Annotated in this window: 13 protein-coding genes and 1 pseudogene; 8 read left to right on the top strand and 6 right to left on the bottom strand. The window is 38.2% G+C overall.

Features of this window, described 5'->3' with window-relative positions:
• Positions 1-57: 57 nt before the first annotated feature.
• Positions 58-762, bottom strand: a complete 705-nt coding sequence (locus tag J7E81_RS07305; protein ID WP_215041502.1) for a DUF421 domain-containing protein — start codon at positions 760-762, stop codon at positions 58-60.
• A gap of 830 nt (positions 763-1,592) precedes the next feature.
• Here J7E81_RS07305 and J7E81_RS07300 point away from each other — a divergent pair.
• Positions 1,593-1,766: a hypothetical protein gene (locus J7E81_RS07300; RefSeq protein ID WP_215041501.1), complete on the top strand. Its 174-nt coding sequence runs from the start codon at positions 1,593-1,595 to the stop codon at positions 1,764-1,766.
• Between the two features lie 82 nt (positions 1,767-1,848).
• Here J7E81_RS07300 and J7E81_RS07295 read toward each other — a convergent pair whose 3' ends face one another.
• Together J7E81_RS07295 and J7E81_RS07290 are read right to left on the bottom strand one after the other, a co-directional pair.
• On the bottom strand, positions 1,849-2,064 hold the full coding sequence (locus tag J7E81_RS07295) for a heavy-metal-associated domain-containing protein (protein ID WP_251028496.1): 216 nt from the start codon (positions 2,062-2,064) through the stop codon (positions 1,849-1,851).
• A 232-nt stretch (positions 2,065-2,296) separates the two neighbouring features.
• On the bottom strand, positions 2,297-2,752 hold the full coding sequence (locus J7E81_RS07290) for a DUF1284 domain-containing protein (RefSeq protein WP_215041499.1): 456 nt from the start codon (positions 2,750-2,752) through the stop codon (positions 2,297-2,299).
• Between the two features lie 114 nt (positions 2,753-2,866).
• On the opposite strand from J7E81_RS07290, the gene J7E81_RS07285 reads away from it, so the two are divergent.
• Entirely contained in the window at positions 2,867-3,394 is a 528-nt protein-coding gene (locus J7E81_RS07285; protein WP_215041498.1) for a CcdC protein domain-containing protein, read from the top strand.
• Positions 3,395-3,463: 69 nt separating this feature from the next.
• Here J7E81_RS07285 and J7E81_RS07280 read toward each other — a convergent pair.
• Positions 3,464-3,871 (bottom strand): annotated as a pseudogene (locus tag J7E81_RS07280) (PTS sugar transporter subunit IIA); the annotation flags it as partial.
• A gap of 335 nt (positions 3,872-4,206) precedes the next feature.
• Between J7E81_RS07280 and J7E81_RS07275 the strand changes: the two are divergent.
• The 4 genes from J7E81_RS07275 to J7E81_RS07260 all read left to right on the top strand — a co-directional run bounded on the left by J7E81_RS07275 (position 4,207) and on the right by J7E81_RS07260 (position 9,353).
• Positions 4,207-5,202 carry a LacI family DNA-binding transcriptional regulator gene (locus J7E81_RS07275; RefSeq protein ID WP_215041496.1) on the top strand — a complete coding sequence of 332 codons (996 nt, stop codon included), beginning with the start codon at positions 4,207-4,209 and terminating at the stop codon, positions 5,200-5,202.
• Positions 5,203-5,381: 179 nt separating this feature from the next.
• On the top strand, positions 5,382-6,830 hold the full coding sequence (locus tag J7E81_RS07270; RefSeq protein WP_215041495.1) for a sucrose-specific PTS transporter subunit IIBC: 1,449 nt from the start codon (positions 5,382-5,384) through the stop codon (positions 6,828-6,830).
• Between the two features lie 63 nt (positions 6,831-6,893).
• Positions 6,894-8,363 carry a glycoside hydrolase family 32 protein gene (locus J7E81_RS07265; RefSeq protein WP_215041494.1) on the top strand — a complete coding sequence of 490 codons (1,470 nt, stop codon included), beginning with the start codon at positions 6,894-6,896 and terminating at the stop codon, positions 8,361-8,363.
• 21 nt (positions 8,364-8,384) lie between these two features.
• Positions 8,385-9,353: a carbohydrate kinase family protein gene (locus J7E81_RS07260; RefSeq protein ID WP_215041493.1), complete on the top strand. Its 969-nt coding sequence runs from the start codon at positions 8,385-8,387 to the stop codon at positions 9,351-9,353.
• Positions 9,354-9,489: 136 nt separating this feature from the next.
• Here the strand turns inward: J7E81_RS07260 and J7E81_RS07255 are convergent, their stop codons facing one another.
• Positions 9,490-10,383: an ROK family protein gene (locus tag J7E81_RS07255; protein ID WP_215041492.1), complete on the bottom strand. Its 894-nt coding sequence runs from the start codon at positions 10,381-10,383 to the stop codon at positions 9,490-9,492.
• A 42-nt stretch (positions 10,384-10,425) separates the two neighbouring features.
• A complete protein-coding gene (locus J7E81_RS07250) occupies positions 10,426-10,860 on the bottom strand; it encodes an ATP-binding protein (protein WP_215041491.1) in 435 nt (144 codons plus the stop codon).
• Between the two features lie 315 nt (positions 10,861-11,175).
• Here J7E81_RS07250 and J7E81_RS07245 point away from each other — a divergent pair, with 315 nt between their 5' ends.
• Positions 11,176-11,988 (top strand): UTP--glucose-1-phosphate uridylyltransferase, encoded by an 813-nt coding sequence (locus J7E81_RS07245; RefSeq protein ID WP_215041490.1) that lies wholly within the window; start codon positions 11,176-11,178, stop codon positions 11,986-11,988.
• A 27-nt stretch (positions 11,989-12,015) separates the two neighbouring features.
• On the top strand, positions 12,016-14,013 hold the full coding sequence (locus tag J7E81_RS07240; protein ID WP_215041489.1) for a galactosyltransferase-related protein: 1,998 nt from the start codon (positions 12,016-12,018) through the stop codon (positions 14,011-14,013).
• Positions 14,014-14,075 lie beyond the last annotated feature (62 nt).

Raw genomic sequence — 14,075 nt, 5'->3', positions numbered from 1 at the left:
TCCAACATTTCGAAAAGTGGGACTGTGACTGACTCAAAGTCACTTTGAGTCAGTTTATCACTTATATAAAAAAACTTTTAGATTATCTTTAGAATCAAGGGTTGCGAGCAAAACGTTGTTAACCTCCGTTTGATATATTCGTTCTAACGCGGTATTAACCCAGTTAAGATCCTTATGTATTTGTTTTAGCTCTTCTGAATTAATTCTGCCTTCCTTAATAATAATCCTTGGCAATTCAAATGGTTCTGTGGCCATTTTACAGGCAGCTGGCGTAATGGGTTCATATTTTGGGTCTAAAAAGACAGAGATTTTCCCATCGGCTTCCCAGATTGCTAAAGCCACCTTCTTCAGGTCATTTACTTTTTCTTCCCGTAATTCTTCTAATAAATCATCAATGGTAATCCTTGCTTTCTTTAATCCTTTGAGAAAAATTTCTCCGTCCTGAACGAGGGTGATCGGGGCATGGTTAACAAGCCGTCTAAACCATGGGATTTTTAGACTAAGAAAAATACCGCCAAGATACAGCACAACCAATACAAATGTTGTTGTCAGAGAGCCCTTTAACTCAAGATGGTGGTCTGATAAGGGATGGGCAATAATATTTCCAATCACTAACGCAATCACAAAATCAAGGAGTCTTAACTGGGAGATGGCCCGCTGTCCTAAAACTCTAACCACGATCAGCAAAAAGAAAAAAACCACGACAGCTCGAAGAATCCATTCCACCATAGTCAGTGTATCTTGGGCTTGAGCAAAATTCATAGAGGACACCGCCCTTCGTACCTAAACTCCCGCTTAGTTTAACACTGATGGTGATTTCATAATCCTTTATAGACATTAATTTTTTTAAAAAAATTAGAAGGCCCAGTCCAAACATTAGGGACTGGGCCTTTTTCTACAAGCCAAAGGTCATAACAACATAAGGACTATTTTTCTTCTTCAGTATAGGCTTCTACTGTCGTATCTCTACATTCCCAGCATTCAGTCCTATTTCTCTCCATAATCGATAACTCTTTTCCACAAGAAATGCAAATATCCATAGGTCAAGATTCCCCTTTCCAGTGAAAATGTTTTACAAGTATATGAGTACAAATAATCAAATATGTCACGGTACTTACAGTTTATGTGGGGGATGTGCTTTTGCCCTTGTCTAGTTTAATAATTTTTTGGTTAGGAAAAATGAATTTTAATTATGAGCGAGGTTGGGACGAGTATTTAAGGTTTTTTGAAAATGTTAATTAGTTGGGCAGGATAATAGATGGAATGAATATTTACAGTGGAATGATTCAGTTAAGGACAAAGAAGAGTGCAAAGTGGAACCAAAATGACCAAGCGGGTTAGGAATTCAATCATTTGGTAACTCCTTTATGAGTATTTAATAACCACAGTATAGGCAATTTTTGTAAAAGGAAGATAGGTTAAATGTAAATTTACTGTAAAATCTTTTGGGAGTAAGACATTCCTCCTAAATACTATGTCAACCAGTTGATTTTGGAGACCAAGCAGGGGCACTGCACAAACAAACATAAATTTATCATGAAAAACCGAAGGATTGCAGATAATTTATATATTAGACCCTAAGGAGGAGCCCAATGACCACAAACAATTTTGATCCAAACCTTAATCCAACCGCTAAGAAGAACCAAGAAGAGAAACTTGAAATTAGCTCAACAGGTTATGGACTTGAATCAGTTTCAAAAGAAACTGGAGAAGCGCATAATAAACAACAAACAGCGGAGACCAACCAGTCCTGCGGAGGTTTATAAACTAAAAAAGGATAAAGCCAAAATCCCCCAAACTAACAATTTGGGGGATTTTAGCGTAAGCTGTTAGCTCCTAAACAATAAACTAATCCTGAAGATTTAATCCATGTTGCAGAACTGTCTCTCTAATTTTTTCAGGAGAGACCTGGGTTTCATTATATTCAATTTTCACTTCACCGTCCGCAGTGTCTACCAAGGCTCTCTCAATACCTTCGATCTGCGAAAGGACAGACTCCAGTGATTGAATCGGCTGTTCATTGACAGCTTCTTTTACATAAATAGTTAGATTAGCCACAAGCATCTTCCTTCCAGTTTATTAGCATCTCTCTTATGAAGATTTCCTAATAAGAAAGAAATATTCTCACTATTTTTAAAAAGATAGAGTGAAAATGATGCAGTTCAAAAATTCTAATAACCCTCTGCCTAAATATTTTGCGAAATGATAACAGAAAACTATTTTTGACCAGCATCAACTAAGATTAAACAGGGTCTGGAGATGACATCTTATAGTAATCTCGTATATAATCACATTACTATTTTACATACTTTTCCCGCAAATCGGCAATCCCCTCTTTGCACACTCCATAGGAAAGCCAGGAGCATCCCTTACATAAATAATCCAAATCCTCTGGTTTGACTTTTTCTGCCGTTAATTGAACTAAATAGGACTTATGATAGACAGCCCCTTCGATTAATTCCAGTTGACGGATGACATTAAGGTCCATTGTTAGGACATGTTCATTGGAACCTGCACTTGCCTCACAGGTTGTTTTTCCCTTATGGGGGCACGTACAACAAGTATCATCAAGTGCGGCGACAACCTTTATTGGGAAATCTTGTTGCTCATCCCTGATTTGCTCGACGATTGCGCTCATCTTCCTTACAAACTCAGGACTATATCCCATGCCGCGAAAGCCATGGACGCATAATAAATGGTGACCTCGTAAGTTCAAACTCAACCCTATCACTCCTTTGATCTCATTATACATATTTTCTGAATTTTGATAAAAACAATGGTTGTGTACTAAATATTTACGTTATATGTTACATATATATGGAAATTATACTTCGCTAACTACTTATTTCTAAATTGGAGGTAAAACATGTATTCTATCGTCATCATTATCGCTTTGTTTTGTTTCGTTATCTATAGGAGGGTACGCCGAAATATTGGCTGGCAGGAACTAAATCCAAGAAAATTAGTGGTCAGGACCTGTATTTTCTTTATAATTGGGCTGATTTTTTTCTCCGGAGGACTTACTCATCCAATCAGCTTAATTTCAGATGTGGTGGGGATTATAGCCGGGATTCTGCTCGCTTACTATGGGGCTTCATTAACAACGTTTGAAAAGCGGGAAAAGCATTACTACTACCGCCCCAATACCTTGATTGGAAGTACAGTTACCTTTATCTTTTTAGCTCGATTGATCTACCGATTTTATCGTATGTATACTTCCGGGATTCTAACAACGTCCGTATCAAACCAACAACCGTCTAGTTATCAAAACATCAGTGCAGCAGTTGGAAGTTCTTGGACAGCAGGATTATTGCTGATTATGTTTGCCTATTACATTTTCTATTATTTGATCTTATTAAAGAAGAAGAAGCAATTAACTCATACAGAGAACTAACATGGAGTGATTCTTGCTATGTCAGCTCTAACAAAGCCTCTCTTAAAATTTAAGAGAGGCTAAACAGGATTAACTAATTCTGATTCCCTGTTCATCATGGATGATTTTTTCATTATCACTTAAGTTTGTAAATACTACTGGGGTAATAATGGATGGAACCTTATCTTTAATCAATTCAAAATCAACCTCGAGCAGCTTTTGTCCTTTTTTTACTGTTTGCCCATCTTTAACAAAGGCAGTGAATCCTTCACCTTTTAAGCTGACGGTCTCCATTCCTACATGAATTAAAATCTCCCTTCCATTATGATCGACAAGGGTCACAGCATGTTTAGTTGGGAATACACTAATGACTTTCCCATCAACTGGCGAAACTACCGTTCCCTTTGTTGGCTGGATGGCAAAGCCATCTCCCATCATTTTCTGTGAAAAAACAGGATCTGGAACAGATTCAATTGGGAGCAGTTGTCCTTCTAACGGTTGTAAGATAAATGGATCATTTTCAGACGTCTTCTTTTTAAATAAATTTTTAAACATGTGTAAAACCACCTTAATGATTATTTTTACTGTGCTAAAATAGTTCGCAGAAAGGAACCGGTTCCAAAAATAATTAGCAGATAGAAATAATATTCAATTTTATTTTAAGGAACAGCAGGAAAAAGTTCAACCGTTTTATTCTAATTGACTATCATAATGGAGAAAATGATTTATACTAAAATAAATTACTCTAAATTAAATAACCTGGAAAAATGATTAAAATTTAACCGGTTGAAATAAAATATATAATTTTGCTATATGAAAATGGGGATGAAACGATGAAAACTATTGCAGACATTGCCCGATTATCTGGTGTTGCCAAGAGTACGGTTTCCCGGTACTTAAATGGTGGATCTGTCAGTGAATTAACGAAAAAAAAGATTGAACGAGTGATAAAAGAAACTGGTTATATCCCCAATACATTTGCCCAAAGTTTAAAGGCAAAGAAACCGAATATTATTGGGACCATTGTGCCCAGGCTGGATTCTTATGCTACGTCGCAGACGTTAATAGGAATTGACCAACAGCTTAGGGAACTAAATTACCAAATGTTAATTTCAAATACTAGCCAGGATCTGGACCGTGAAATTGAAAATATATACACAATGGCTAGGCAAAAGGTCGCAGGAATTATTTTATTGGCCACACAAATTACGGATACGCATTTTGAAGCATTTCAACAGCTGCAAATTCCAATATTGCTTGTTGGACAAGAGCATAAAGAGGTATATAGTGTCATTCATAATGATTATGAGGCAGGGTATGATATGGGCAGGTATATCTTGTCTAAAGGCCATCGGAAAATTGCCTATTTAGGTGTCACAGAAAAGGATATAGCGGTAGGAGTGAAGAGAAAGGAAGGCTTTAGAAAAGCCATCCAAGAGGCTCGGGGCTGTGAAGTTAAATACTATGAAACAAGTTTTAGAATGGCTGAATCCATCACCATAGTACCCCAAATTATTGACGAATTTAACCCATCTTTAATCGTTTGTGCTACCGATAACATCGCTCTGGGTGCAATAAAAGCTGCCCATTTAAAAGGGATCAGGATCCCAGAGGATTTGTCGATTACAGGGTTCGGCGGGTATGAAGTAACAGAAATTGTACACCCTAGTTTAACCACTGTTAAGTTTTATTATAGAGACGCTGGGCAAGTGGCAGCTCAAAGCATGGTTCGACTGTTGAGCAGTGAAGATCTGCCCCCAGTTATTTTTTCTAAATATAAAATAATTGAAAGGGAAAGCGTTGACAACTTATATAATCATAAATTATAATACGTATGGAATCGGTTCCAAAAGGAACCTTTTAATTTGAAGTTAATTAGAACCGGTTCCATATTTTATTTTTAAAACAATTTGGAACCGGTTCCGTTGTTTTGGGATTTATTATTTATTTTTTTGCAGCGAATTGGAACCGGTACCAACCAAAAAGCTATGATAAAGGAGAATGAGTGATGAACCACAAGGAAGTTGCAGTGGCCATTTTGGCTGCAATCGGAGGAAAAGAGAACGTATCTGCTGCTGCACATTGTGCCACCAGGCTGCGTTTAGTATTACATGATGAAGACAAGATTGATTCAGCTGATTTGGATGCTATTGAAACGGTTAAAGGAACATTTTCAACAGGGGGACAATTCCAAATTATCCTAGGTGCTGGAATTGTGAATGAAGTGTATAAGCATTTCATTCATCTTGTTGGTATTTCCGAAATGTCTACAAGTCAGGTAAAAACTGCAGGGGTCAAAAAACAAAATCCACTCTTACAGCTCATCAAATTGTTATCTGATATTTTTGTACCGATCATCCCGGCTATCGTTGCAGGCGGTCTTTTAATGGGATTAAATAACCTATTAACCGCAAAAGATTTATTTATAGCTGGAAAGTCGTTAATCGACGCGAACCCAGGTATCGCTGATTTAGCAGCCATGATTAACACCTTTGCAAACGCTGCCTTTGTGTTCTTGCCAGTTTTAATCGGTTTCTCAGCTACGAAGCGATTTGGCGGTAATGCCTTTTTAGGAGCAGCACTTGGAATGATTATGGTTCATCCCGATTTGTTAAATGCTTATGGATACGGAGCTGCTTTAATCGACCATAAAGTCCCTGTATGGAATATACTTGGCTTTGAAATTGAAAAAGTAGGGTATCAAGGAACAGTATTACCAGTACTAGCTTCTTCCTTTATCCTGGCGAAAATTGAAGTAAACTTACGAAAAGTTATTCCATCTGCGTTGGATAACTTATTAACACCCTTACTTTCTATCCTTGTAACAGCGGTACTCACATTCGCATTTGTTGGTCCAATTACAAGATCTGCTGGTAACCTTTTTACAGATGGAATTGTTTGGTTATATAACACGACTGGATTTGTTGGCGGCGGGATCTTTGGATTCTTCTATGGTCCAATTGTTATCACAGGTATGCACCAAAGCTTTATAGCGGTTGAAACCCAATTACTATCTGATATTGCCAAAACAGGCGGTTCGTTCTTATTCCCAATAGCTGCCATGTCAAACGTAGCTCAGGGAGCTGCAACTCTTGCTGTTTTTCTTATAACGAAAGACAAAAAGATGAAAAGTATTGCCTCTGCTTCAGGTATTTCCGCATTGTTAGGTATTACAGAACCTGCCATGTTTGGTGTCAACTTAAAGCTAAAATTTCCGTTTATCGGAGCGATTAGTGGAGCAGCTGTCGGCTCCGCCTTTGTCACTTTCTTTAAAGTAAAAGCTGTGGCAATGGGAGCAGCGGGTCTTCCAGGTATTATTTCGATTAAGCCAAATTCCATCCCTTACTACTGTATGGGTATGGCCATCTCGATTGTTATAGCATTCATGTTAACAATCGTATTAGCCAAAAGGGATGCTAAGAAGAATTCAGTGAACGTGGAAAAACAGGCAGCATAATGAATAAAAGGTGAAGGGGGAATCAATTGATTCTCCTTCATTGCTTAAAAGGAGTTAACAAACATGGTGTGGACAAAAGAGCAGCGTTATCGCCGGATAGAAGAAGCAAGCAGGGAAGAACTCTTGAAATTGCAATCAGAGGTTATGGGCTGTGAGTGGCGTCAAACCTTTCACATCCAGCCAGAAACAGGTCTACTAAATGATCCGAATGGATTTTCATATTATAACGGCGAATATCACCTATTTTATCAATGGTTTCCGCTTGGACCTGTCCATGGTTTGAAATACTGGTACCATACGAAGTCAAAAGATTTGGTTCATTGGGATAATGTCGGGATCGGAATCGAACCGACGAATCATTATGACAGCCATGGGGCCTATTCAGGAAGTGCAGTCGAACATGAAGGTAAATTGCATTTACTTTATACAGGGAATACACGTGATGAGAATTGGATGCGACATCCTTACCAATGCCTTGCAATTATGGATAAAACGGGGGAAATTAAAAAATGGGACAAGCCTGTTATCTATGATGTACCTCGCGGCTATACGGATCATTTTCGTGACCCTAAAGTTTGGAAAAAGGGTATTCACTTCTACGCGGTTATTGGAGCTCAGCGGGAAAATCAAACCGGATGTATCGTGTTATATCGTTCGGAGGATTTGCTGAGTTGGAATTTTGTAGGGGAATTGCAAACCAGTCTCCCCTCGTTTGGCTATATGTGGGAGTGTCCGGATTATTTGGAATTGCAGGGGCAGGGTGTTTTGATTTTTTCCCCTCAGGGACTGACCCCTGATGGAGATGAGTTTCAAAACATTTATCAATCTGGTTATATACTTGGTGAACCATTGGATCTAAAAAATAGAACCCTAACACACGGCTCTTTTCAAGAATTAGATAGAGGTTTCGATTTTTATGCACCACAAACGATGTTAGACCCAGACGGACGGCGGATTTTAGTTGGATGGATGGGGCTTCCGGAAATTGATTACCCGACAGATAAAAGTGGATGGGCCCATTGTTTGACATTACCTAGAGAATTATCCATTCGGGAGGGGAACCTCATTCAACAGCCAGTAAAGGAGCTTAAAAAACTTCGCAAACGGCTCTACGTCATAAGGGATGTAATCTTTGATGAGAAGAAGGTCTACGAACATTTTAATGGCACATCTTATGAAATGGAATGTGAGTTTGAAAGTTTTGATGCGGAGGCTTTCGGTGTTGAATTCAGGGCGGGAGAACAGGAAAAAACGGTTGTTAAATACGATACCGCTCAAAAGAAGGTTATTTTAGATCGCACCTTTTCAGGGGAACCAGTTGGCGAAGCGTATGGGACAGTGAGAAAGTGCCCGATGGAGGGCTCAAAAATAAAGTTTCACCTCTTTGTGGATATCTCTTCTGTTGAGATCTTTATAAACGACGGGGAAGAGGTATTTACAAGCCGAATTTTCCCGAATGCTGACAGCAAGGAGATTCGCTTTTTTGCAGAAGGTGGAAGAGTATTATTTCAAGCGAGTAAATGGGACATTTAGTAAGAGGATGGGGTGAAGAACTTGAGAACTATGTATTCAATTGGTGAGGTATTAATCGATTTCATTCCTCTTCAAAAGGGAAGAGCCTTAAAAGATGTGACTGCATTTGAGCGGGCGCCTGGCGGTGCTCCTGCAAATGTTGCAGCAGCGGTGGCGAAATTTGGGGGAAAGTCTTCGATGATAACTAAGTTAGGTAACGATGCTTTTGGTGACTTTCTTTTAGAGCAGCTTCAGCAGGCTGGTGTAAATACTGATAAAATTTTAAGAACAAGTGAGGCAAATACTGGGCTTGCCTTCGTCTCGTTACGTTCTGACGGGGAGCGGGATTTTTCTTTCTACCGCAATCCTTCTGCTGACCTTTTGCTTCAAGAGAATGAAATAGAGGAAAATTGGTTTAATAACGGGGATATTCTCCATTTCTGTTCTGTCGATTTAGTGGAAAGTCCAATGAAGCAGGCACATGTTAAGGCCATTCATTTAGCAAAGGCTAAAGGAAGTCTGATCAGCTTCGATCCAAATGTACGGCTCCCACTGTGGAGAGATCCTGAAGATTGCAGAAAAACCATTTTGGAATTTATTCCAACCGCACATCTTTTAAAAATATCAGATGAAGAGCTGGAGTTCATTACAGGGATCCAAGACATAGACCAAGCCATCCAATCTTTATTTGTTGGCGACGTAAGGGCTGTCATATTTACAAAAGGTTCTCAAGGTGCAGAACTATATGCAAATGACCAACGCTATCAATCAGGCGGATTTACAGTGGATGTAGAGGATACCACTGGCGCAGGAGATGCTTTTATAGGGGGATTTTTATATCAACTGTTAGAAAAAAATGTTAGACAACAAAGCCTTGAAGAAATCTTACATCACCATTATTTGGAAATTCTTGCCTTTGCGAATGCAAGTGGCGCACTTACAACGGCTGGTAAAGGGGCCATTTCCTCTCTTCCGACAAAGAAAGAAATCAGTCAATTACTTCAAAAATAGATGGAATTGGCGATAACAAGGAATCATCTCAAAACTCGATTAATGATGAATAATTTTTATGAGAAGGAGACAGATGGCAGTGAATTTCTCCACTGCCATTTTTTACAAAATCAAAATAAGTTCGTTGCTTATTTTCTTAAAGGGTACGTCTTCTGCGTTGCTTTTGTTTAAAATGATACATAGCACCGATCATCCCAGCGTCATTTTGATGCTTACAACTTTCGATTGGTATCTTAATTTCTTTCCACCAATAAAGCTGGTCAAGTTGATGATTAATATGATTTATTAAACCTTGTTGAGCGAATACCCCGCCGCCGATTAGTATTTTTTGAGGATTTAAGGTTGCCGCTAAGTTGAAAATTCCATAACTAAGGTTTTTTATCCAATCATCAACTAGTCTTCTCACTGAATAATCATGTTCAGCTTTTTGAAAAATAGTCTCGCCATCCACTTTTTCTGCTTCACTAATTCCCTTTAGATATTTATAGTTACGAATTAAGGCTGTAGTAGAAGCATTGTTATGCATAGCATCCCCTGATGACTGCGTAATCATAAATCCAAATTCGCCACCTCGAAAACTATGCCCCTGCAAAAGTCTTCCATTTATAAAAATTCCGCCGCCAATTCCAGTACCAACCGTCATACAAATAAAATCTGTACATCTTTTTGCATTCCCACTCATTTTTTCTGCAATAGCAGCACAGTTACCATCATTTTCAATTTCAACAGGCAGGGAAATCCTTGCTTCCAGTAACTTTTTAAGATTTTGATTATTTAAGGCTGTTATAGCTCCTGCTTGTTCTGAATATCCTGTATCGGGATTAATAAAACCCGGCAAACTAACAGCAACCCCCAGCACATTATGATTATTTTGATAGGTCCTTATGGTATGAACCATCCTATCAAGAAATTTTTCTAGATTAGAAGAGGGGGTATCATAGCTTCCTTTTGAAAGAATAGATCCATCCTCTACTAATACGCCATGCTTTACCATTGTCCCGCCAATATCAAAAGCAATATACTTCCTCACCTTTTTTCCTCCTAATTATGCCATGGTTATCTTCTATTACTCTTAATCGTTTACCATAATGATTTTTCCCTCATCTGAATCAGGTGTCTGAAATTCCTTGTAAATTTGTTTTAATACCTCTTGAGAAAGTCGTTTCTCCGATTTATTTCGTTCTTTACACGTTTGATAATCCGTATCAACGTAGTAAATCTTTAAAGTAAGCCCGAATTCCTTAGCGACACGTATCCATCTTTTTCGACGGTCTCTCGTCCTGTTTGTAGTATCAACAATCACTTTATGTCCACTTTTTAGTAATGACCTTACCATGAGTTCAGCACTTTCCCACACGAGCGGTTCAGCTTCCGCTTTATAAACTTCACCATGTAAAGCTAACCTGATATCATCCAGAGATACCCGTACCCACCCTTGGCTTTGAAGTATCCTCGCGTAAGTTGATTTTCCGCTTAGCGGCATCCCGCACATAATAGCCAATTTCAAGCTATATCTCTCCCTTATCACATACTTGCCAGCACTCTATTAGACAAACAACCAGATTGTATTTAACACTTTCAAGTGCATTACTTTATGAAATGCAAGTTGGAGCGATTTTGACAGGGACAAATTAACCTGTAACGTCTTACGAAAAGTAGTTATTTTTGATGAATATCCTAATTTTGTGTGAATTTGTGATACAAGCCGCTTCCATTTCGTGACAAGTTACATAAGTATAAAAAGCCAACATAATAATTAATCTAAATTTCTATCAGATTATATTTTTTACAGATGTATATTAAAAGAAGGAGAGGAAAACTTATGGTGAGGAAAGCGATTATCCCTGCAGCCGGATACGGTACAAGGAGCCTTCCTATAACAAAGGCAATACCTAAAGAAATGTTTCCGTTAGGCTTAAAACCGGCCATTCATTATATTGTGGAGGAGGCCGTTCAGTCTGGGATTGAACAACTATTAATTGTAATTTCTAATTCAAAGCACTCTATTTTGGACTACTTTGACCATTCATTGGAGTTAGAGGCTTTTTTAAAAAGCAAAAATAAAGAACATATGCTTAAACATTTAGAACTTCCAAATATCGATATTTTATATATAAAACAGCACCATGCTAACGGACTTGGTGATGCAATCCGACTTGGAAAAGAATTTGTAGGAGACGAACCGTTTGGTGTGTTATTACCAGATGATTTTGTCATTTCTAATCAAACTCCTGCACTTAACCAATTAATTGATGAATATAAGAAAACCAAAAGTAGTGTTTTAGGATTAAAACAAGTAAAGCAAGAGCAATTAAAAAATTATGGGGTCATACAAGGAACACCTAATTCGAGCCTGATTGAAATTGAAAATATAGTGGAAAAGCCTAAACAAAATCCACCTTCAGATTTAGCTGTTATTGGAAGATATATTTTTACTCCAGCCATTTTTCAATGCTTAGAGGAACTAAGGGAAGGTGTTGACGGAGAATTTCAGCTGACAGATGCGATTAAAAGTTTGCTAGAAATGGAACCGGTATATGGAAAAATTGTATCTGGAGATCGGTACGATTTAGGGAAGTTAGGGGATTATATCGAACTAATGAAAATCATGAGCAGAGAACAATCACTTGAATAATTTCCGTATGAGAAGGAGAGAGTTGTTGTGTTAGAAAAAGTTTCAATTATTATTCCTTTCCAATCGGATTATGGCCCAAGAGCAAAGGCGTTCGAATGGATTAAACGATATTATGCCCGTGTCATGCCGGAAGCAGAAATATGTGTAGGATTAATGTATGGCGGGGAGATTAATAAATCTAAGGCTGTTAACCTAGCTGCTAAAAAGGCTACGAGAGATATTTTCGTCATCGCGGATGCGGATGTTGTTTATGACCCTAACCTGATTGTGAATTCAATTAAATTACTGAATGAGGGCGGCTTTGTCGTTCCTTTTACAGAAGTCTATAATGTTGAAATGGAAGGTACGGAGAGACTGCTAAAGTCAAAACCAGATTGGCCAATAGAGGTAACAGCTGAAGAATGTACCAAATCCAATTGGGTTTATGAAGGATTTGCTGGAAAGCTTTTTGTCATATCAAGAGAAAACTTCGAAGCAGTTGGCGGTTTTGATGAACGATTTATTGGCTGGGGTGGAGAAGACGATGCTTTTTCCCATGCAGCTCGGACGATTTGTGGAAATCTAATCAATTTGGAAGGGAAAGTATTTCACTTATGGCATCCGGGTTCAAGCTATCAAACAAATCCACACGGTATAGATAATGCGAAACTTCTTGGACGTTATGAACGTGCCAGCGGCGACAAAGAGAAAATAAAGGAGCTCATTAAGGAACGGAATAGGACTCTAGAAGAACATCAAGATCATACACTAGTTAATTATCAAAATATCTTACCAGAACCACCAAATAGCAAAATTTGTTTTGCCGTCCTTGTTCATGAAGATAGAGAGTTAGTCAAGCAGTTAATTGACAATGTCCGATACTATTGCCCCAACAGTACAATAGTTTTATATAACGGGGGAAATGATCCAACACTCTGTGAGGGATTAGGCGTACCTGTTTGTCCTTATAGCCATAAGTTAGTGCGGGGATGGACGACCATTTATTTTATGGAAGTAATGGAATGGTTAGAAGAATTGGGAATTGAGTATAAATATTTTATTAATATTGATTCTGATGCACTGTTCATTAAAAAAGGATATGAGGAATTTATTCAATCCCAAATGAAGGATGCCGATTATATGGCGGTGAAGCTAAGAATTCCGGAAGAAGATTGGTATATCGGAAATGAAATGAAGAAAGACAAAAACAGGTGGAAACAATTATTTAATCTCAAACCGTACTATGGAGTTTTTAATGTCGGCCAGGTAATTTCCAGACCGGTAGTGAAAGCACTGCTGGATCCAGAAAGAAAACAAAAGTTAAAAAATGCTTTAATCGAAACCATTTCTTTTGGTACAGATGAAATATTTTACGTTAACATGGCAAAGGAACTTGGATTCAAGGTGAAAAAATATCCCAATACAATGGACACAAGGATGATAAGATATCGTCCATACTTTACCATAGATGAAATGATTTACTGCCTAAATCAAACTGAAATTAACGGTCTGGCTCATCCCGTCATTCGCGACCAAGCGGATCCAGTTAGGAAATTAATCCTTAATCTCGACAAGGAATATAATACTAGACAGTACAAAAGCAAGGAATATCCATGGTATGATAACAATAACGAAAATTATTCTGTTTCACTTCCAATTAAAAGTACATTTGGAAATTTAGAACTGGTTGCCCGGTCGAACTCTTCCTTAGTCCACTATTATCAGTTACCGGATGGCAGCTGGAAGAAGAGTGAAAAGTTTGCAAAAGGTGTTACAGGAGATCCGATATTTTTCGAAAATAAATCAGGCCAATTTGGAGTTGTTTGTAAACTAAAAACGGGTGGAATGGGATTTTGGATGAGGGATAACAAAGCGGATGGCTACCCTTGGTATGGACCAACAATTTATAACATAGAGGATGTAGACCCGATTATGGGCTGTAAACTACCGAATGGCAAAAATATCATTGTGTATAAGGATGAGGACAAATATTTTTATTGGGCACTCGACAGTGAACGATGGGATAAGGTCTTTCCTTCTAAATAATATAAATGGTTAGAAAAGTGTTATGGATGGGGAAACCAGAATAGGGTTGCTGTTTTACCGTC

This window comes from Bacillus sp. ISL-18, assembly GCF_018613415.1.
In the GTDB taxonomy this organism is placed as follows: domain Bacteria; phylum Bacillota; class Bacilli; order Bacillales; family Cytobacillaceae; genus Neobacillus.
This window is presented reverse-complemented; position numbering and strand designations above follow the sequence as displayed.